Annotated in this window: 18 protein-coding genes and 1 riboswitch; of the genes, 10 read left to right on the top strand and 8 right to left on the bottom strand. The window is 69.3% G+C overall.

The window, feature by feature from the left end:
• The first annotated feature begins 142 nt into the window (after positions 1–142).
• A complete protein-coding gene (locus ACFZCY_RS37700; RefSeq protein ID WP_391183963.1) occupies positions 143–1,399 on the top strand; it encodes an Ig-like domain-containing protein in 1,257 nt (418 codons plus the stop codon).
• A gap of 85 nt (positions 1,400–1,484) precedes the next feature.
• Here ACFZCY_RS37700 and ACFZCY_RS37695 read toward each other — a convergent pair whose 3' ends face one another.
• Positions 1,485–2,090, bottom strand: a complete 606-nt coding sequence (locus ACFZCY_RS37695; protein WP_391183960.1) for an RDD family protein — start codon at positions 2,088–2,090, stop codon at positions 1,485–1,487.
• 114 nt (positions 2,091–2,204) lie between these two features.
• On the opposite strand from ACFZCY_RS37695, the gene ACFZCY_RS37690 reads away from it, so the two are divergent.
• Entirely contained in the window at positions 2,205–2,993 is a 789-nt protein-coding gene (locus tag ACFZCY_RS37690) for a VOC family protein (RefSeq protein ID WP_391183955.1), read from the top strand.
• Here ACFZCY_RS37690 and ACFZCY_RS37685 read toward each other — a convergent pair.
• A complete protein-coding gene (locus tag ACFZCY_RS37685) occupies positions 2,965–4,446 on the bottom strand; it encodes a DUF2079 domain-containing protein (RefSeq protein WP_391183953.1) in 1,482 nt (493 codons plus the stop codon). The genes ACFZCY_RS37690 and ACFZCY_RS37685 overlap by 29 nt on opposite strands.
• An 88-nt stretch (positions 4,447–4,534) precedes the next feature.
• Here ACFZCY_RS37685 and ACFZCY_RS37680 point away from each other — a divergent pair, with 88 nt between their 5' ends.
• The 4 genes from ACFZCY_RS37680 (at position 4,535) to ACFZCY_RS37665 (ending at position 7,455) form a co-directional block, all read left to right on the top strand.
• Positions 4,535–5,224: a DUF1524 domain-containing protein gene (locus ACFZCY_RS37680; RefSeq protein ID WP_391183951.1), complete on the top strand. Its 690-nt coding sequence runs from the start codon at positions 4,535–4,537 to the stop codon at positions 5,222–5,224.
• A 135-nt stretch (positions 5,225–5,359) separates the two neighbouring features.
• Positions 5,360–5,977, top strand: a complete 618-nt coding sequence (locus tag ACFZCY_RS37675) for a SurA N-terminal domain-containing protein (protein WP_391183948.1) — start codon at positions 5,360–5,362, stop codon at positions 5,975–5,977.
• A gap of 14 nt (positions 5,978–5,991) precedes the next feature.
• Positions 5,992–6,993, top strand: coding sequence for a nucleoside triphosphate pyrophosphohydrolase (locus tag ACFZCY_RS37670; RefSeq protein ID WP_391183946.1), 1,002 nt, complete (start codon positions 5,992–5,994; stop codon positions 6,991–6,993).
• A 42-nt stretch (positions 6,994–7,035) separates the two neighbouring features.
• A complete protein-coding gene (locus ACFZCY_RS37665; protein ID WP_391183943.1) occupies positions 7,036–7,455 on the top strand; it encodes a DUF6479 family protein in 420 nt (139 codons plus the stop codon).
• A gap of 11 nt (positions 7,456–7,466) precedes the next feature.
• Here the strand turns inward: ACFZCY_RS37665 and ACFZCY_RS37660 are convergent, their stop codons facing one another.
• The 6 genes from ACFZCY_RS37660 to ACFZCY_RS37635 form a co-directional block, all read right to left on the bottom strand.
• Positions 7,467–10,103, bottom strand: a complete 2,637-nt coding sequence (locus tag ACFZCY_RS37660) for a tryptophanase (RefSeq protein ID WP_391183940.1) — start codon at positions 10,101–10,103, stop codon at positions 7,467–7,469.
• 285 nt (positions 10,104–10,388) lie between these two features.
• Positions 10,389–11,723, bottom strand: coding sequence for a cytochrome P450 (locus ACFZCY_RS37655; protein WP_391183938.1), 1,335 nt, complete (start codon positions 11,721–11,723; stop codon positions 10,389–10,391).
• Between the two features lie 8 nt (positions 11,724–11,731).
• Positions 11,732–12,322, bottom strand: coding sequence for an ATP/GTP-binding protein (locus tag ACFZCY_RS37650; RefSeq protein WP_391183937.1), 591 nt, complete (start codon positions 12,320–12,322; stop codon positions 11,732–11,734).
• Positions 12,297–12,668, bottom strand: coding sequence for a DUF742 domain-containing protein (locus ACFZCY_RS37645; protein WP_361483874.1), 372 nt, complete (start codon positions 12,666–12,668; stop codon positions 12,297–12,299). Before ACFZCY_RS37645 ends, ACFZCY_RS37650 begins: the two co-directional genes overlap by 26 nt.
• Complete coding sequence (locus tag ACFZCY_RS37640) at positions 12,665–13,063, bottom strand: roadblock/LC7 domain-containing protein (RefSeq protein ID WP_055557694.1); 399 nt, start codon at positions 13,061–13,063, stop codon at positions 12,665–12,667. Before ACFZCY_RS37640 ends, ACFZCY_RS37645 begins: the two co-directional genes overlap by 4 nt.
• Positions 13,060–14,169, bottom strand: a complete 1,110-nt coding sequence (locus tag ACFZCY_RS37635) for an ATP-binding protein (RefSeq protein ID WP_391183933.1) — start codon at positions 14,167–14,169, stop codon at positions 13,060–13,062. Before ACFZCY_RS37635 ends, ACFZCY_RS37640 begins: the two co-directional genes overlap by 4 nt.
• 621 nt (positions 14,170–14,790) lie before the next feature.
• On the opposite strand from ACFZCY_RS37635, the gene ACFZCY_RS37630 reads away from it, so the two are divergent.
• The 4 genes from ACFZCY_RS37630 (at position 14,791) to eno (ending at position 19,598) form a co-directional block, all read left to right on the top strand.
• The gene (locus ACFZCY_RS37630) at positions 14,791–16,044 is read left to right on the top strand and encodes a cytochrome P450 (RefSeq protein WP_391183931.1); all 1,254 of its coding nucleotides are present in this window, start codon (positions 14,791–14,793) and stop codon (positions 16,042–16,044) included.
• Between the two features lie 112 nt (positions 16,045–16,156).
• Positions 16,157–17,098 carry a transglycosylase family protein gene (locus ACFZCY_RS37625; protein ID WP_391183928.1) on the top strand — a complete coding sequence of 314 codons (942 nt, stop codon included), beginning with the start codon at positions 16,157–16,159 and terminating at the stop codon, positions 17,096–17,098.
• Positions 17,099–17,352: 254 nt separating this feature from the next.
• Positions 17,353–17,519: riboswitch (cyclic di-AMP (ydaO/yuaA leader) on the top strand.
• 6 nt (positions 17,520–17,525) lie between these two features.
• Positions 17,526–18,197, top strand: a complete 672-nt coding sequence (locus tag ACFZCY_RS37620) for a transglycosylase family protein (RefSeq protein ID WP_391183925.1) — start codon at positions 17,526–17,528, stop codon at positions 18,195–18,197.
• 114 nt (positions 18,198–18,311) lie between these two features.
• A complete protein-coding gene (gene eno / locus ACFZCY_RS37615) occupies positions 18,312–19,598 on the top strand; it encodes a phosphopyruvate hydratase (protein WP_199831129.1) in 1,287 nt (428 codons plus the stop codon).
• The last annotated feature ends 21 nt before the right edge of the window (positions 19,599–19,619 follow it).

Below are 19,619 nucleotides of genomic sequence, written 5' to 3'. Positions count from 1 at the left end.
GACCAGCGTCTTTGCTAAGTGGCCTCGCGCACAGTTTTACTGGGCGTGGAACCGACCAAAAGGTACAGGCGTTCTTCCTGGATAGGTCTTGCTGGATAGGTTTTGGGTTTCTGGGGTCCAGTCGTAAATGGAGAAGCGTGTGATGACGTACGGCAAGCGCCGTAGGGGGCTGGTGGCCGCGGCCGCCGTGCTCAGCGGGGCACTCACTCTCGCCGCCTGTGGCGGGGATGGCGACAGCAGCGACAGCAAGGGCGGTGGCAAGTCGCAGTCGCAGGTGGACGAGGCGGCGGCCAAGGACGCCTCCGACGCCCGTATTAAGATCACGCCGAAGGCCGGTGCGACCAATGCGGGCATCAACCGCGACACCAAGGTCACCGTCAGCGGAGGCAAGCTGACCTCGGTCACCATGACCTCCAAGGCCGACGGCTCCACCGTGGCCGGATCCATATCGTCCGACGGGACCTCCTGGAAGCCGGACGGGCAGCTGGAGCGGTCCACCCAGTACGAGATCAGCGCGAAGGCCAAGGACTCCGACGGCCGCAAGGCCACGGAGCACTCCTCCTTCACCACCGTCTCCCCGTCCAACAGCTTCATCGGCAACTTCACGCCGGAGGACGGTTCGACGGTCGGTGTGGGCATGCCGGTGTCGATCAACTTCGACAAGGCGGTGACCAACAAGAAGGACGTCCAGTCCCACATCAAGGTCACCTCCAGCAGCGGCCAGCAGGTCGTCGGCCACTGGTTCAACGGCAACCGCCTGGACCTGCGCCCGAAGGACTACTGGAAGGCCAACTCCACCGTCACCCTGAAGCTGGACCTGGACGGCGTCGAGGCGTCGTCGGGTGTGAAGGGTGTCCAGGAGAAGACCGTCACCTTCAAGGTCGGCCACTCCCAGGTCAGCACGGTCGACGCCAAGTCCAAGACGATGAAGGTCGTCCGCGACGGCAAGCTGATCAAGACCATCCCGATCTCGGCCGGCAGCCCCGACAACACGACCTACAACGGTCAGATGGTGATCTCCGAGAAGTTCAAGGAGACCCGGATGAACGGTGCCACGGTCGGGTTCACGGACGACGACGGCAAGGGCGAGTACGACATCAAGGACGTGCCGCACGCGATGCGGCTGTCCACCTCGGGCACGTTCATCCACGGCAACTACTGGGGTGCCAAGTCCATCTTCGGCAGCCAGAACACCAGCCACGGCTGTGTGGGCCTGTCGGACACCAAGGGCGCGAACGACCCGAACACGGAAGGCGCCTGGTTCTACAACAACTCCCAGATCGGTGACGTCGTGGTGGTGAAGAACTCCAACGACAAGACCGTGGCCCCGGACAACGGCCTCAACGGCTGGAACATGGACTGGAGCCAGTGGGTGGCGGGCAGCGCGACCGGCGCCTGACGCCGCGTGAAGCACACCACCGCCGGGCGGCGGTCGGCCTTCGGGCCGGCCGCCGCCCGGCGTTTACGGGCCTTCTGGCCTGCCGTCAGCCCGGGTGCCGCAGCCGCCGCAGATCCTTGAACCGCACGTACCGGACGTTGCAGTGGTCCTCGTACGGATCGCCGTCCGCGCCGAACAGGCCGCGCACCGGCTGCATCGGCAGCCAGGTCATCCCGACCAGCCAGCGATGGACCAGCCGCCAGAACCCCGGCCGCCCGGCGTCGCTCTCGCGCACCACGCGCATCCGCAGCATCCACTTGCCGACGGAGGCCCGGAAGATCCAGGCCCCCAGCACCTGGTTGGCGATGGACAGCCCCAACACGGCGCCCACGAACAGGATCACGGGATCGGCCCCGACCTTGAGCATCGGGAAGACCTTGAGGCCGAGCGTGAGGCCGCCGCCCCAGGCGAAGGCGCAGTCCACCGTCGCCGCGAACATGCGCCGCTCATCACCGGCCGGCTCCGGGACGTGGACCGGCTGGGGCTGGGGCTGGGGCTGGGGCTGAGGCTGCGGGGCGGGGTTCGCGTACGGATGCGCGTACGGATGTGCGTACGGCTGACCGTGCTGACCGTACGGCTGGGCGTAGGGGTTGGCGGGATGGGGCGAAGGGGAATGCGGAGTGGGCTGGTACTGCCCCCGTGGATCACTCATGGCCGAAATCTTGCCAAGGTCCACGAGAGCACCGCGCGGCGGCCTCCCCGCCGAGTGGCGCTCCCGTCGCACCGGGGGAGAATTGAGGGCAGAGGCCTTGATTGGGAGGCACCGATGCCCGCATTCACCACTCCCCATGAGCCCGGCACCCCCTGCTGGATCGATCTGACGGCCTCCGACCAGCAGGCCGCCCTCGACTTCTACACCGGGCTGTTCGGCTGGTCCGGGGAGATCGGCCCGGCCGAATTCGGTGGCTACACGGTGTGCACGCTGAAGGACCGGCCGGTGGCGGGGGTGATGGCCGCGCAGGCGAGGGACGACCAGCCCGCGCCGCCCACCGTCTGGACCACGTACTTCAGCTCCGCCAACGCCCAGGCCACCTCCGAGGCGATCAGCCGCAACGGCGGCACTGTGCTGCTGCCCGTCATGGACGTGATGGACCTGGGGAAGATGCTGGTGGCGGCCGACCCCACCGGCGCCGTCTTCGGCGTCTGGCAGGCGCGGGAATTCCCCGGGGCGGGCATCGTCAACGAGCCCGGCGCGGTGGTGTGGAACGAGCTGAACACCAGCGACCGCGAGACGGCGAGCGCGTTCTACGCGGAGGCCCTCGGCATCGAGACGATCCCCATGGAGGGCGCCGAGGGCTACTACGGGCTCACCGTGAACGGCCGCACGATCGGCGGGCTCCAGCCGCTGCAGGAAGGGGCGCCGCCCGGGACGCCCTCGCACTGGCTGGTCTACTTCGCGGTCGAGAACACCGACCGGACGGTGGCGAAGCTGTCGGCGGAGGGCGGGACGGTGCTCAAGCCGCCGTTCGACATGGTGGCCGGGCGGATGGCCCTGGTGCGGGACCCGCAGGGCGCCCCGTTCGCGGTCATCGCCCCGCAGCCGATGGGGTCTTGAGCCGCAGCAGGAAGTAGCCGCCGCCGGTCGCCAGCGCCTCGTACCGCGCTTGCGGGTGCAGTTGTTTCGCGTACGCCAGCTCCTGCCGCACCGTGCGGTCCGGCGGCTCGGCCAGCGCCAGGTACTGCGGGGTGACGCCCTGGGTGGCGCCGACCCAGAAGACCCGGCAGCGGCTGGTGAGGCGGGCTATCGGCCCGACGTTGGCCTCGACGGTCGCCCCGTCGGGTATCCGGTCCAGCAGCCGCTCCGCCGCTTGGACGTGGGGCGGCTTGCGGTACGTGGCTTCCTCGGCGAGCCCGGCCAGCGGCAGCGAGGTGGTCAGGGCCAGGGCCGCGGCGCAGACCGCGGCGGGCAGCTGACGGGCGTAACGGACGAGCCGGCCGCTGCCGCTCGTCCCGATCCGGTCGAGCGCGTCGACCAGGGCCAGGAAGACGACCGGCATCAGCACCGCGCTGTAGTGCCAGTCCGTGCCCCAGTAGTGCTCGTCGTGGGAGAGGAAGCGCCAGCCCAGGGTGGGCAGGGCGGCCAGCAGCAGCGGGGAGCGCAGCGCGAGCAGCCCGGTGGTCGGCAGCAGCGTCCACAGCAGGGTGCGCAGCGCGGTGGTGAAGGGGATGATGGCGTCCGAGTCGCCCCCGCTGCCGACCTTGTCCCAATAGTCGTACGAACCGGCCCCGTTGAAGCCGGGGATGACGACGCCGAGCGCGAGCGCCGAGCCCAGCACGCCGAAGCCCATGAGGGCGACGGCGAGCGGCACGATGCCCGTCTCCCGCTGGCGCCATACGCGTACCACGATGACGGCGCCGATAGCGGCGACCGTGGCGCCCATGTCCTCCTTGACGAAGACCAGCGGGGCGGCCCACAGCATCGCCGCGTACCAGCGCCGGAGTATGACCGCCTCCAGGGAGAAGGCGATGAGGGGGAGGGCGAAGCAGATCTCGTGGAAGTCGAAGTCCACGGCCCGCTGGAGGCCCCAGGCCAGTCCGTACGCGGTGCCGATCGCGAGCCCCCGGGCCCGGCCGAGCAGCCGGGCGGCGGTGCGGGCGACGGGGACGGCGGAGAGCGCGAACAGGGCGGCCTGCGCGACGAGCAGCGTGACCGGGCTGGGGAAGATCCGGTAGAGCGGCGCGAGGAGGGCCGTGATGGGGCTGAAGTGGTCGCCGAGGATGTTGGCGCCGGGGCCCTTGAGGTCGGCTATCGGGGCCTGGAAGTGCGCGTACGCCCGTATCGCCTGTTCGAAGATGCCCAGGTCCCACGACATGGTCGCCATGCGGCGGTAGCGGCAGATCGACAGGGTCGCGAAGGCGGCGAACAGGCCGAGGGCCAGCCAGTACGGATCCAGCCGAGGATGGCGCAGCGCGACTGCCCGGGCGGTGAGCCGGGTACTACGGCGCGCGGTGGCGGCGGTCGCCCCTTCGGCTGTGGTGCCGGGCGGGGCTGTCGCGGCCGTGTCCATCCAGGGTCCTTATCGTGTGGTGGGCGGTCTGTCGAAAAGATACGCGAAGGGGGCGGTACGGTTGCCGAAACGGTTCGCGAAGTCGGGGTTGGCGGGAAAGAGTACGGCCGTCGTGCTGGCCGCGCTGCTGTCCCTCACCGGTTGCCTGCCCGAGGACAAGGGCGGGGACGGGCACGGGAGCGGGACACCGTCCGGGCCGGCGCTGTCCGCCGTGGGCTCGCTCACGGTCAAGGGCCGGGCGCCGAAGACCGGTTACGAGCGTGCCGCGTTCGGCAGCCCCTGGACCGACACGGACGACAACCACTGCGACACCCGCGATGACATCCTCCGGCGCGATCTGACCGGCGTGCGGCTCCGCGACGACCGTTGCGAGGTGGTCTCGGGCACCCTCGCCTACGATCCGTACACGGGCGGCAGCCTGCGGTTCGTCCGCGGCCACAGCAAGATCGACATCGACCATGTGGTGGCGCTGTCGGACGCCTGGCAGAAGGGCGCCCGGGCCTGGGACCGGGACAAGCGTGTCGCGTTCGCCAACGACCCGCTCAACCTGATCGCCGTGGACGCCACCACCAACCGCGGCAAGGGCGACGGCGACGCGGCGACCTGGCTGCCGCCCAACAAGGGCTACCGCTGCGCGTATGTGGCGCGCCAGGCGGCGGTGAAGAAGAAGTACGAGCTGTGGGTGACGCGCCCCGAGCGGGACGCGATGAAGCGGGTGCTGGGCACGTGCCCGGGGGCGAAGCTGCCCGCGGCCTCGGACCGGGGGGCGCGCCGCTGAGCCGGTCCGCGGCCAGGTGCTGACCAAGACCCCGGTGAATCGTTGTCCAAGCAGTGGCCTAGGCCGCGCCGACTCCATACCATCGATCAACGCCAGATCGTTTGTCGCGCCGCACGATCTCTGCCGGGAGGCTCAATGATCCGCCGCCGTACTGCGCTCTCCGTCTCCGCCGCGTCCGCCCTGCTGGTCTGCGCCCCGCTGCTCACCGCCTGCGGGGGCTCCCCACGGGCCGGTTCCGCGGCCGTCCTGGACGACGGCCGGATCACCGAGTCGCAGCTCCAGGCCCAGGTGAGGGACGTGCGGGACGCGCAGCGCGGCTCCCCGAGGGCGGACCAGCTGGTGGCCGGCAGCGGTCAGCTGACCCAGAACACCCTCATCCGCATGATCCAGTTCAAGGTCATCGAGCGGGCCGGGCAGGACAACGGCATCGGCGTCAGCCGCCGCGCGGTGCAGCGCGCCCGCGCCGCCACCGAGCAGCAGTCCGGCGGGGCCGCCGCGCTGCGCGCCGCCTACCTGGAGCAGGGCATCGCCCCGGACCAGATCGACGATGCCGTCCGCATGGAGCTGACCCGCACCGCGCTGCTGCGCAAGCTCGGCGTAGCCAAGGTCAACACGGTGTTCACCCGCACCTCCAAGGACCTCGACATCAAGGTCAACCCGCGCTACGGCACCTGGGACGACACCAAGGGCACCGCGGTCCTCACCAAGGAGGCCTGGCTGCGCACCTCCACCGCCTCGCAAGCGCCGGCGTAGGTTACGTTTCAAGGGTGACCACGCCTGACTCCGCCGCCCCCGCGGCCGACCTCGCCACCGGCCGCGTCGTTCTCCTCACCACCAGCCACCGGGTGGCGCCCGGACTGCTCTCCTGGCCCGCCTGGCAGGCGCTGCGCGGCGCGGACCGCGTGCTGTGCGGGGACGGCGGCCATCCGCAGCTCCCGTATCTGCGCGAGGCGGGCATCGAGGTCGAGCACGCGGTCCCGGCGGCGCGCGAGCTGGTCGACTACTGCGTCGCGGAGGGCGGCCGCAGCGCCGTCGTGATCACCTCGGCCGACGGCGAGTCCGCGCTGACCGACGGGCTGGCCCGGCTGGCGGGTTCGGGCCGCGAGGCGATGCCGGACCTGGAGCTGCTGCCCGGTTCGTACGACCTGCCGGGCGCCCGGCTGCTGGACCTGGTCCAGGTGATGGACCGGATCCGCGCGGAGTGCCCGTGGAGCGGGGCGCGGACCCACGAGGAGCTGGTCAAGTACGGCATCGAGGAGGCGTACGAACTCGTCGAGGCCATCGAGGAGGGCGACCGGGAGGCGCTGCGCGAGGAGCTGGGCGATGTGCTGCTCCAGGTCGTCTTCCACGCCCGGATCGCGCAGGAGCACGAGGACGAGCCGTTCTCGATCGACGATGTGGCCGGCGCCATCGTGGACAAGCTGATCCGGCGCCATCCGCATGTCTTCGGCGAGGAGGCCGCGGAGACCGCCGAGGACGTCAAGGAGCACTGGCTGCGTACCAAGGCGATCGAGAAGCAGCGCGACTCGGTCACCGAAGGGGTGCCGCTCGGTCAGCCCTCGCTCGCCCTCACCGCCCAGCTCGCCTCCCGCGCCCGCACCGCCGGACTCGCCGTCGCCCTGCCGGACGGCGAGGGCTTCGGCTACGAACTGCTCGCGCTGGCGATCCGCGCCAAGGAGGCGGGCGTGGAGCCGGAGACGGCGCTGCGCGCTGCGGCCCGCGCCTACCGGGACGCGATCCTGGCGGTGGAGGCCACGGCGGCCCGGTGATCCGGGACGCGTCAACCGGGCGGACCGGGGTACCCGGCCGCCATGGATACGTACGCCATGGACCTTGCCGTGACCCACGACTTCCTGGTCGGAACGGGTCCGCTCGCCGTCGGCATCGTGGTGGTCGTGATCTGTATCGCCGCGATCTGGTACGGCATCCGGATCCGGGCCCGCGAGCCGGTTCCGTCCCAGGAGCCGAAGCGTCGCTCCGGCGCCTGGCAGCAGGTGGACGAGACCGCGCACGAAGCGCAGCGGGCGGGCCACGGTCCGGGGCATCAGGACGATGAGGACCGGGTCGGCTACCAGACCCACAACCGGGAGCCCGACGAGCTGTCCCCCGACGGCGTCCGGCGCCGCCCGCACCAGCTGGGCGGCTCCGGGACCAGGGATTCCGGCACGGGCGGCGCCGAGGGCCGGAAGACCTGGACCGAGGGGAACAGCGGATCGTTCGGCGGCGGCTGAGCCGCCCTCCCTCAGCGGGCCGCGGTGGTGGTGCGCGCCGCCGCCCGCGCTGTGCCCGCCGCCGGGACCGGTACCGGCTCCAGCTTGGCGCGGAAGTGGCGCAGGATCGGGGACTGGTCGAAGATCCGGAAGCCGTGCACCGCGTGCGCGTTCTTGGCGATCTTCGCCAGGGTCTCGCCGATGTGGTCGTAGTGGCTGCGGGTGTAGACGCGGCGCGGCAGCGCGAGCCGTACGAGTTCGTACGGCGCGCTCTTGATCGGGTTTCCGTCCTCGTCCTCCTCGCCGAGGTAGAGGGAGCCCAGTTCGGCGGAGCGGATGCCGCCCTCCAGGTACAGCTGGCAGGACAGCGCGTGGCCGGGGTACTGGTGCGGCGGTATGTGCGGGAACAGCCGCCCGGCGTTGAGGTAGAGGGCGTGCATGCCCGGCGGTTCGACGATGTCGACTCCGGCGGCCCGGACCCGCTGGGCGAGGTGGGCGGCGATGTCGGCGCGTTCGGCGAGGTAGCCGGGGTCGGTGACCTCGGTGAGGCCCTGCGCCATCATGTCGAGGTCGCGGCCGGCCAGGCCGCCGTAGGTCGCGAAGCCCTCGGTGGCGATGAGGAGCAGTTCGCACCGCTGGGCCAGCTCGGGGTCGTTCATGCCGATGAAGCCGCCGATGTGGACGATGCCGTCCTTCTTGGCGCTCATCATGCAGCCGTCCGCCAGCCGGAACGCTTCCTCCGCGACCTGCCGCGGGGTGCGGTCGCGGTATCCGGGTTCGTGCCGGGTGACGAGCCAGGCGTTCTCGGCGAACCGGGCGGCGTCCAGGAACAGCGGTACGCGGTGCTTGCGGCACAGGGCCGCGGTCTGCTTCAGGTTCTCCATGGAGACGGGCTGGCCGCCGCCGCCGTTGTTGGTGATGGTCATGACCACCACGGCGACCCGGGAGGCGTCCGGCCCGGTCAGGGTCTGTTCGAGCGCCTTGAGGTCGATGTTCCCCTTGAACGGCTCGGTGCTGTCCAGGTCCTTGGCCTCGGGGCAGGGCAGGTCGCGCGCCTCGCAGTGGTTCAGCTCCACGTTGGCGCGGGTGGTGTCGAAGTGGGTGTTGGCCAGGACGAGGGAGTCCGGCTTGAGGAGCGAGGAGAAGAGCACCCGCTCCGCCGCCCGCCCCTGGTGGGCCGGGAGGATGTGCTGAAATCCGGTCAGCTCGGTGACCACGTCGTGGAACCGGTAGAAGGAGCGCGAGCCCGAGTAGGACTCGTCCCCGGCCATCCCCGCGGCGAGCTGCGCCGCCGAGAGGGCGCCGGTGCCGGAGTCGGTCAGCAGGTCGATGGTCACCTCCTCGGCCCGCAGGTCGAACAGGTTGTAGTGGACGCGCTTGAGCGCCTCTTCGCGCTGCTTCCGCGTCGTCATGGGGATCGGTTCGACGACCTTGATCCGGTAGGGCTCCACGCTGACCTTGTCTCCTGTCTCATCGTTGTTCTCGGTGTGGCTCCGGGCCCGCGCGAGGTCGCGGACCACCGGGGTCTGGTGCTCCGGTGCCGCCTCGTGGGCCGGTCCCGGCTCGTAGGCCGGTTCCGTCTCCCGGGGCGGCCGGACCTCGTACGCCTCCGAGGAGAGGTACGCGGTCACCCGCGTCGGCCGGCCGCGTTCGTGGACCAGGGCCAGATACGCGATCAGGCCGGAGCCGTCCTCCAGGGGGCGCGGGGTGATCGCGCCCAGCGCCCGGTCCAGCGCCGTGCTGTCCATGCCGTGGCGGCGCAGGACGGCCATGGCCCGCTCCCGCGCATGGGCGTCGTCGCGCACGTAGTGCCGGACGGGCACATGGGAGGTGAAGCCGCTGGGCAGGCCGGTGCGCGTCTCCGTGATGGAGTGGCAGGAGATGGCGGGCCGGTCGTACAGCCCCTTGCCGGTCCCGGCCGGGAGGCCCGCCGCGGTGCGGAAGAACTCCTCCAGTCGCGCCCGGCCGGGGTGGGGAGCCATCCGGGAGAGGGTGGCTGCCCGGTCGGGGGTCAGGCCGTGGTGGGAGAGGTAGACCTTCAGCCGCGGCGCGGACCACTCGCCGAGGTCCAGGGCCACGAACGGGTAGCCGTCGGCCGCCGGCAGGGTGTCGAACGCCTGGCGGCAGCCGAGCCGGTCCAGTGCCTCGCCGACGGTTTCCGCGGCCCGGTCCGGGCCGTTGGCCGAGGGGTTGAGGTACACCTTGACCGCGGGGACGCCGCCGGGGCGCAGCTCCAGGGCGCACCACAGGGCCAGCGGTCCGACGGGGGAGTCGGGGAAGAACAGGTCCTCGAGCCGGTCGAGCCGGTCGGTGGAGAACGCCCAGCGGTCGGCCATGGCGCGGATCGTGCGCAGGCCGATGCGGCCGTTCTCCTTGAGGTCTTCGGCTTCGCACCCCGGCTCCAGGAGCACCCTGAGCGCCGGAAGCCGGTCCGGGGTGAAGGCCAGGGAGTACTCGACCGGGGTGTGGTCGTCGGACAGGAAGCTGGGGGACGGCGGCGGCAGTTCCAGGGAGCGCTTGGCCACCGGCCCCAGGGTCTCGGTCACGATCTGCGCGTAAGCCGTGGTGTCGGCTTCGCTCAGCCCCGCCACCTCGCCCAGCCGGGTGAGCTGGCCGGTGACGAGGTCGCCGAGCCGTGTGGGGTGCGTACGGGTTTCGCGCGCCCCCACACGTCTCCTCCCCCCGAAGCGGAAGAGCTTCACCGAACCTCCCGGGGCGCGGTGGAGCGAAGAAAACCGGGTTGGGGAGGAGCGAAAACGTAGTGTGGCGTCACACTTCGGCGGCCCAAAAGGGGTCTGAGTGAAACCGCGGAACTTCGATCAACGCCGGGGTGGTCGGCGATAGGCTGCACGACAGCTCCTTGTTCTGATTTAACCAAGAAATTTTCGCGATACGACCTACCCGATCGATTGATTAAGCATGCGGGGCGAAAAAAGTGGGTGACGTTGCGTGAGTCACACCCTCCACCAGGCGAGGAACGAACTCCACAAGCCGCCCTTTTCCCGCTTGGTGTTCGGTCGGCTCTGCTCCCCGGACGTAACAGGCTGTTGCTGCTGAGTCGGGTGTTTATCCACCCGTATGGGAGTGAAACGGGCGGGCAGTGCGGCCAGTCCGCGGTTGAATGGGCCGGGCCGCCAGGTCAGGCTTTCGCTGGGCACTGCCAGCTCGACGTCGGGCAGCTGGTTGAGCAGGTTCTCAATGGCCGACACCGTGATGAGCTGGGCCGGATCCTTCGCCGGGCAGGCGTGCGGGCCTGCGCTCCAGGCGAGGTGGGCACGCTTGCTCTGCTGCTCACGGGAGGCGGCGAGCGCCGGATCCGAGTTGGCTGCGGCGTAGCTGACCATGACGAGATCGCCCGCCCGCAGCTTGGTTCCGGCGAATTCAACATCGGACACCGGGTAATGCGGCGAGTAATTCGCCATGGGCGGGCTGTTCCACAGCACATCGTCGATGGCGTCCTCGACCAGCAGTCCGCCGCCCGAGTACCGGTCGTCGGAGAGCAGCAGGTGGAGGCAATTGGCGATGAGATTCCGCAGCGGTTCCGCACCGGATCCAAGCAGCAATACCAGCTGATGCGCCATTTCCTCGTCGGTCAGCTGCGCATGGTGCTGCATAAGCCAGGACGTGACATCGTTCCCGGGGTTGGACCGTTTCAGCGCGACCAGCTCGCCGACGCTCTGGGTCAATACCTCGTTGGCCTTTTCGGCGTTGATGCCGTCGAAAATGCCGGAGATGCCGAAGATGACCCGGTCACCGATTTCCGCGGGGCAGCCGAACAGCTCGCTGAACACGAAGAGCGGCAGCAGTTTGGCGTAGTCGTTCAGCAGGTCGACCGAACCGCGCGAGCTGAACTGCTCGATGAGGTAGCGGGAGACCCGGTCGACGTGCCGGCTCAGCTGGTGAGTGTCCACCTTGGCCAGGCTGTCGGTGACCGCCTGGCGCAGCCGCATGTGGTCGGCGCCATCGGTGAACATGCAGTTCGGGCGGTACGCGAGCAGGGGCACAACCGGACTGCTGGGGCTGACCTTGCCCTCGTTCAGATCGCGCCAGCGGCGTGCGTCCTTGCGGAACGTGTCCGAGTTCTGCAGCAGCTGGAGCGCGGCGGAGTAGTCCGTGACGAGGGTGGCTTCGACGCCGGGAGCCAATTCCACCGGAGCGGCGGCACCGTAACGGCGCATCCAGTCGTAGTACGCTTCCGGATTCGCCTGGAACTCGGGTCCGTGCAGGGGCACCCGCCCATGGGCAGGGCAACCCGGCGGCGGAGCCGGGAAGTCCGATTGAGTGTCCATTCTTGCTCCTAGCGGGTACGTTCCTGTAGATAGCGGACAAGTGCCATCAGGGCATTGGCCGATGACTTCTCGTCACGCGCGTCACAGGTGACGATGGGTGTCTCGGGCAGCAGATCGAGCGCCTCGCGCAACTCCGCGTCGGGCCGGACCGGCGTGCCGTCGAAGTGATTGACGGAAATCGCGTAGGGAAGTCCGTACTGCTCCACCAGGTCGATCACGGGGAAGGACTCCTTGAGCCGTTCCGGATCGACGAGGATCAATGCCCCGAGGGCGCCCCGGGTCATGTCTTCCCACACCTGGACGAAGCGTTCCTGCCCCGGTGTGCCGAAGAGATAGAGGACGAGGCGTTCGCTGAGCGTGAGGCGGCCGAAGTCCATGGCCACGGTGGTCGTGGTCTTGCCCCGGGTGCCCATCAGATCGTCGACGTGCGCACCGGCCTGCGTCATCCGTTCCTCGGTGCGCAGCGGCGGGATTTCCGACATGGTGCCGATGAACGTCGTCTTTCCGACCGCGAAGTGCCCCACGACCAGGATCTTGGCCGCGATCTGCACCGCGTCGTCCAGATAGACGTCCTCATCCGAAGCGGGCCTGGAGACCATCCAGTACCTCCTGAAGGAGTGAAACGTCGACGAGCTGGGCGGGAGGCGCGGGGGCGCGCGTGACCAGATAGCCGTCCGACGACAGGTCGGACAGCAGAACCTTGACGATGCCGATCGGAAGCCCCATATGGCCCGCGATCTCGGCAACCGAGAGATAGCCTCCTGAACACAGGTCCAGCAGGCTCCGCTTTTCCGGGTCGAGCGTCGGGGAACGTCTCTGTTCGGAGGCGGTCACCAGGGTGATCAGGTTGAACTGGTCGCTGTCCGGGAGTCCGCGGCCGTTGGTGATGACGTACGGTCGCACTAATCCGGCGGACTCGGGCTCTTGCTCCTCCGGGGCAGTCATGCCTGAACGCCCGATTCGCGGGGTGGAGTGGTCAGCGCCTTGCCGAGCTGACCGACGAGCTGCTGCATGCGGAAGGTGATGTCGGCCATGTCGACGTCGGGCGCGGAGGAGACCGCCAGATAGGCGCCCTCGCCGGCCGATATGAGGAAGACCCAGCCGCCGTCGAACTCGACCAGCGTCTGGCGCCAGTTCATATGCGGGCCACCACAGAAGCCGGCCATCGTGCGGCTCAGCGACTGGATGCCGCTCATCGCGGCGGCGACGGTGTCGGCCTCGTCCTTCCTGACCTCTTGAGATCGGGCCATCAGCAGACCGTCGGCGGAAACCAGGATCGCGTGACGCGCCCCGGGTACTTCCAGGGCGCTGTCAAGCATCCATGACAGGTCGTTGTTCACTGAGGATCATGCCCTTCCCTGTTCGGGTTTGCGGAGCGACCGGACTGTGTGCCGCGCTGGAAGGCGCCCATGATCGAGGCGGTTTCCTCGCTCGTCCGGGCGGGGGCGTTCGCCGTGTCCGACTGCGGCACGATGGAGATGGACCCCTTGCGGCGGCGTTTGGGCAGGCCGCCCGCGGTGGAATCGCTCTCTTCCGGGGCGGGAGCCGTGGACTGACGGGGTGCGGGCTGCTCTTCCGGCTCGGGCATGTTGGTCAGAAGGTCCTCGGGAAGAAGCACTACGGCGCGCACACCACCGTAGGGAGAGGCCGAATCGACGGAGACGGTGAAGCCGTAACGGGAGGCGAGCACACCGATCACCGCGAAGCCGAACTGCGGCGGATTGCCCAGGCCCGTGACGCCCGACGCGCGCTGCGCGGAGAGCAGTTCGTCGGCCCGGTTCTTCTCCTCCTCGTTCATACCGACACCGGCGTCGTCGATGATGATGCAGACGCCCTTGGGGACGGTGCGGATCGTGATGTCGATGGGGGAATCGGGGGCGGAGTAGCTGGTCGCGTTGTCCAGCAGCTCGGCCAGGGCCAGCGCGACCGGTTCGACGGCCCGGCTGACCAGAGCGAAATTGCTCTGGGAGCGAATCTCGACGCGCGTGTAGTGGCGGATACGGCCCTTGGCGCTGCGCACCACGTCGTAGACGGAGGCGATGGCCCGCTGACGGCCCAGCCAGCCGTCGCACAGCACGGCGATCGACTGCGCACGGCGACCGAACTGCGAGTTCATGTGGTCGATCTCCAGCAGATCCTGGAGAATGTGGTGCTCGCCGTAGCGGTCCTGCAGCTTCGAGATGGCCAGCTGCTGCTCGTTGGCAAGGCCCTGAAGCGTCCGCATGGCGGACTTCAGCGCGCTCTTGGTGGCTTCCTCGGCGCGTACGTGAGCGTCTTGGACCGCGGCCGCGTAGTTGTTCTCGAGTTCGGCGTTGCGGTTCCCCAGTTCCGCCTTCTCGGCGCTGAGCTTCGCTCTCGCTTTCCGCCCGCGAATTATGGCGGTTGCGGCGAGAGGCGTGCCAGCGATCAGGGCCCAGAGCGCAGGATCCTGTATGTAATGCGTCATAAGACTCTCTTTAAACGACTAGACCGCCAGGGACTGAAGGGTTTGCTGCGTGAATAAGAATCCGGGGGTTTCGGAGGGGCGGCGGTAAGTCAGCGCCCGTACGGCGCCCGAGGGGACGCGGCGCACCGCACTCGTCCTGCCGCGGGCAGCGCACGGGCTCGGGTGCGCCGGTACGGCCCCATATGCCCAACTCGCGGCATAGTGCTCCTCGGAAGTGGTAACCCTCTCGGCTGATTCACCGGATCGCCGTGTGTCTTACGGGCCCTTGGCTCGCCTGGCAAGCGCGGTGATCGTATCACCAGGGGCAGGAGGCCCCGTGCATGTGCCGGTGTCTCATTCAACCACCTGACACCGTTTCAGCCACCCCCGCATTTTGCCTCATTGGTCGACGTCAGTGCATGTTCCGCGGGTCCGGGTGACGCTCTCCGCAGGCTGCTCCGGGCGGTGTCTTCAGCCATCAGATATCGGGCATTCACCGCGCGCTGTGAGCGCATCGTGGAGGGTGTGTGGAGATGGTCGTCGAATTGCATCGCCATTAATTGGCTTTACTTTCGCGTTACGGATTTACTTCCGATAAGCGGCGTATCGGAATCCGCGGGCCGTGGCCGGTATCGTCGGGACGTGTCCGATCAGCCTTGCCCCGCCTCCGCTCCCACCCTCTTCACCTGGGAGTTCGCCACCGATCCCTACCCCGCGTACGCCTGGCTACGCGAGCACGCCCCGGTGCATCGGACCACGCTGCCCAGCGGGGTCGAGGCCTGGCTGGTGACCCGCTACGCCGACGCCCGGCAGACCCTCGCCGACGCCCGGCTGTCGAAGAACCCCCAGCGGCACAGTGAATCCGCTCACGCCCGGGGCAAGGTGGGCATCCCGGGCGAGCAGCGCGCGGATCTGATGACACATCTGCTCAATATCGATCCCCCCGACCACACCCGGCTGCGGCGGCTGGTGTCCAAGGCGTTCACCCCGCGCCGCGTCGCCGCCTTCGCCCCGCGGGTGCGCGAGTTGACCGACGACCTCATCGACGCCTTCGCGGCCCGCGGGGAGGCGGACCTCATCCACGAGTTCGCCTTTCCTCTCCCTATCTATGCGATCTGCGAGTTGCTCGGCGTCCCCCGGGAGGACCAGGACGACTTCCGGGACTGGGCCGGGACGATGATCCGGCACGGCGGGGGCCCGCGCGGCGGGGTGGCCCGCGCGGTGAAGCGGATCCGCGCGTACCTGGCCGATCTGATCCACCGTAAGCGCGCCGCCCTCGGTGACGACCTGATCTCCGATCTGATTCGGGCCAGTGACCACGGCGACCACCTCACCGAGAACGAGGCCGCGGCGATGGCCTTCATCCTTCTCTTCGCGGGCTTCGAGACCACCGTCAATCTGATCGGCAATGGGCTCTATGCCCTGCTTCGCAACCCCGGGCAGCGTGCCCGGCTGCAGCAACACCTGGAAGAAGCAGAAGAAGGGGACGAGGGGCTGCTCGCCACCGGGGTCGAGGAACTGCTGCGCTACGACGGCCCGGTGGAGATGGCCACCTGGCGGTTCGCCACCGAGCCGGTCACCATCGGCGGTCAGCACATCGCCGAGGGCGACCCGGTGCTGGTGGTGCTCGCCGCCGCCGACCGCGACCCCGAGCGCTTCGCCGACCCCGACGTCCTCGATCTGGCCCGCACCGACAACCAGCACCTCGGCTACGGCCACGGCATCCACTACTGCCTGGGCGCCCCGCTGGCCCGCCTGGAGGCACAGACCGCGCTCGCCACCCTGCTGCGCCGACTCCCCGACCTCCAACTGGCGGTGGAGCCGGACGACCTGCGCTGGCGCGGCGGGCTCATCATGCGCGGGCTGCGCACCCTCCCGGTGACCTGGGGAAAGTGACTGCCGGTCAGGCGCGTGACCGCGGCGTGACCTGGGATACACCGGCTTGTGATGATCGTGTGACGTCGCTATGTTCAACCGACAAACGACCCCCACACGAGAGGCGATTCGCATGCTTTCCGGGAACGGACGTCACCGCCGCCCCCGCCAGGCTCCGGCCATCGTCGTCGCGGCGGGGGTGACCGGTGCGAGCATCGCCATCCCGCTCTTCGGAGCGACCGGCGCCCAGGCCGCCCCGGCCTCCACCTGGGACCGGGTCGCCGAGTGCGAGAGCGCCGGGATGTGGAGCGCCAACGAGGGCAACGGCTTCTACGGCGGTCTCCAGCTGACCCTCGACATGTGGAAGAAGTACGGCGGCACCGACTACGCCCCGCGCCCCGACCTCGCCAGCCGCTCCCAGCAGATAGCCGTCGCCGAGTCGATACTCGGCGACCGCGGCCCGGACGCCTGGCCCAGCTGTGCGCTGAACGCCGGGCTGACCGACGACGGCGACGCCCCGGACGTGAACCCGGGCAGCACGGCGCGCCCCTCCCAGCAGCCCCCGCAGCGCGGCGACTCGGGCCGGGACGCCGGAGAGCCGGAGCGGCCCCACGTCTCCAAGGCCCCCGACGGGCTGGACGACGACGCGCCCTCCCCGTCCCCTTCTTCTGACGCGCCCGACCCCTCGCCGTCCCCTTCCTCTTCCTCTTCCTCCGGCGAGGACGCCTCCGAAGGACCCGCCAAGACCCCCTCCGCGACCCCCTCCGCGGGCGCCTCGGACCCGGCCGACGCCTCGGCCGACGCCTCCGCGCCCTCCGGCAAGCACCGCGGCGAGCCGGAGAGGGACGCGCGACCGAGCGACCGTGCCTCGCGTGGCGGAGCAAATCGTGCCGAAAACCCCACGGATGGCGGCTACACGGTGCGTCCGGGTGACAACCTTTCAGCAATCGCCGAAAAGCAGGAATTGGGCGGCGACTGGCGGCGGATCTACGAAGGCAACGAGAACCTCATCGGAACCGACCCGGATCTCATTCTCCCTGGTCAGCGACTTGATCTCACCATCAGGGGCCAGTAATCCGGGGTGATTTGCCCGATCTGGCGCCGGTGAGACATACCTCTCGTCACATTTTCCGGGCCGTCCCTCGTGTCCGGTCTCTCCACACCCGGCCCCACCTGCGCCGATGTAGGACGAGTGAGATCGATAACAGCCCTCTTCGCTGCGATAAGGGTGTTTGAACGTTTCCCGGACGTGTGTTTAACGTCTTTCCGCTCGCCACCGCGAGCACCGTCGACCGTCACGCCGAGTCCTGCCGGCGGTCGTCCGGTACCGACGCGCCAGCGCCGAAGGCAGGAGCGGGGGACCCAAGGTAAGTGCCGGGAGGCCAGCGGAATCGGCCGAACGGCTAGGGGTGAAGCCCGGTGCGAACCCCGCACCGGGCCGGGCAACTCACGCCCGAACCCGACAGCTCACCTCGTAGGCGTCGGTGAGGAAACGAACGAACATGTCCAACGCTCAGGGCAAGCACCGTCGTCCTTCCAAGGCCACCCGCATCACCGCGCTCGTCGGCCTCGCCGGAGCCGCCGTGGCCACTCCGCTCATCGGTGCGACGTCCGCCTCTGCCGCCACCAGCTCCCAGTGGGACCAGGTCGCGCAGTGCGAGTCCGGCGGCAACTGGTCGATCAACACCGGCAACGGGTACTACGGCGGCCTGCAGTTCTCCTCCTCCACCTGGGCCGCCTACGGCGGTACCGCGTTCGCACCCACCGCCGACAAGGCGGGCAAGAGCCAGCAGATCCAGGTGGCCGAGAAGGTCCTCGCCAGCCAGGGCAAGGGCGCCTGGCCGGTCTGCGGCAAGGGCCTGACCAGCGGCGGCGCCCCCGCCCCCGCGCCGTCCACCCCGCAGCAGAGCCAGTCCGACTCCTCGCAGTCGGCCCCGTCCGCCAAGCCGAAGGCCGCGCCGCGCAGCGCGCCCGAGCACGCCGCGCGCTCCGAGGTCCGCGGCCCGATCAAGAAGGGCGACGGCGAGTACAAGGTCAAGTCCGGCGACACCCTTGGCAAGATCGCCAAGACGGAGGACGTCAAGGGCGGCTGGAAGAAGCTCTTCGAGCTGAACAAGAACATCATCCAGCAGGCCGACATGATCTTCCCCGGCCAGCAGCTCCACCTGAGCTGAGCAGCCACACCGTAGTCAACGAGCCCCGGCCGGGTGCGCCGCCCCCACGGTGCACCCCGTCGGGGCTTCGGTGCGGTTAGGCTCATGCTGCTACCGAAGACCCATACGAAGGAGATCCTCGTGCCGTCCATCGACGTCGTCGTAGCTCGCGAGATCCTCGACTCGCGAGGCAACCCCACGGTCGAGGTCGAGGTCGGCCTCGACGACGGCAGCACCGGCCGTGCCGCCGTCCCGTCCGGCGCCTCCACCGGCGCCTTCGAGGCCCTCGAGCTCCGTGACGGCGACAAGAACCGCTATGGCGGCAAGGGCGTGGAGAAGGCCGTCCTCGCCGTCATCGAGCAGATCGGCCCCGAGCTGGTCGGATATGACGCCACCGAGCAGCGCCTGATCGACCAGGCGATGTTCGACCTGGATGCCACTCCGGACAAGTCCTCGCTCGGCGCCAACGCCATCCTGGGCGTCTCCCTCGCCGTGGCGCACGCCGCCTCCGAGGCGTCCGACCTGCCCCTCTTCCGTTACCTCGGCGGCCCGAACGCGCATCTGCTGCCGGTCCCGATGATGAACATCCTCAACGGCGGTTCGCACGCCGACTCCAATGTGGACATCCAGGAGTTCATGATCGCGCCGGTCGGCGCCGAGTCCTTCTCCGAGGCCCTGCGCTGGGGCGCCGAGGTCTACCACACCCTGAAGGGCGTGCTGAAGGAGCGGGGCCTGTCCACCGGCCTCGGCGACGAGGGCGGCTTCGCGCCGAACCTCGACTCCAACCGGGACGCCCTGGACCTGATCGTCGAAGCCATCAAGAAGGCCGGCTACCAGCCGGGCCAGGACATCGCGCTCGCGCTCGACGTCGCCGCCTCCGAGTTCCACAAGGACGGCGTCTACCAGTTCGAGGGCAAGGACCGCACCGCGTCCGAGATGACCGCGTACTACGCCGAGCTGGTCGAGGCGTACCCGCTGGTCTCCATCGAAGACCCGCTGAACGAGGAGGACTGGGACGGCTGGAAGACGATCACCGAGCAGCTCGGCGACAAGGTCCAGCTGGTCGGCGACGACCTCTTCGTCACCAACCCCGAGCGGCTGGCCCGCGGCATCGAGAACGACACCGCGAACGCCCTGCTGGTCAAGGTCAACCAGATCGGCTCGCTCACCGAGACCCTCGACGCCGTCGAGCTGGCCCAGCGCAGCGGCTTCAAGTGCATGATGTCGCACCGCTCCGGTGAGACCGAGGACGTCACCATCGCCGACCTGGCCGTCGCCACCAACTGCGGCCAGATCAAGACCGGCGCCCCGGCCCGCTCCGAGCGGGTGGCCAAGTACAACCAGCTGCTGCGCATCGAGGAGATCCTGGACGACGCCGCGGTGTACGCGGGCCGCTCCGCCTTCCCGCGCTTCAAGGGCTGACCCCGTCCACGGCGTCGACGG

The organism is Streptomyces sp. NPDC007983 (assembly GCF_042958345.1).
Taxonomy (GTDB): Bacteria; Actinomycetota; Actinomycetes; order Streptomycetales; family Streptomycetaceae; genus Streptomyces.
The sequence above is the reverse complement of the archived record's forward strand: the minus strand, read 5'-3'. Positions and strand labels throughout refer to the sequence as shown.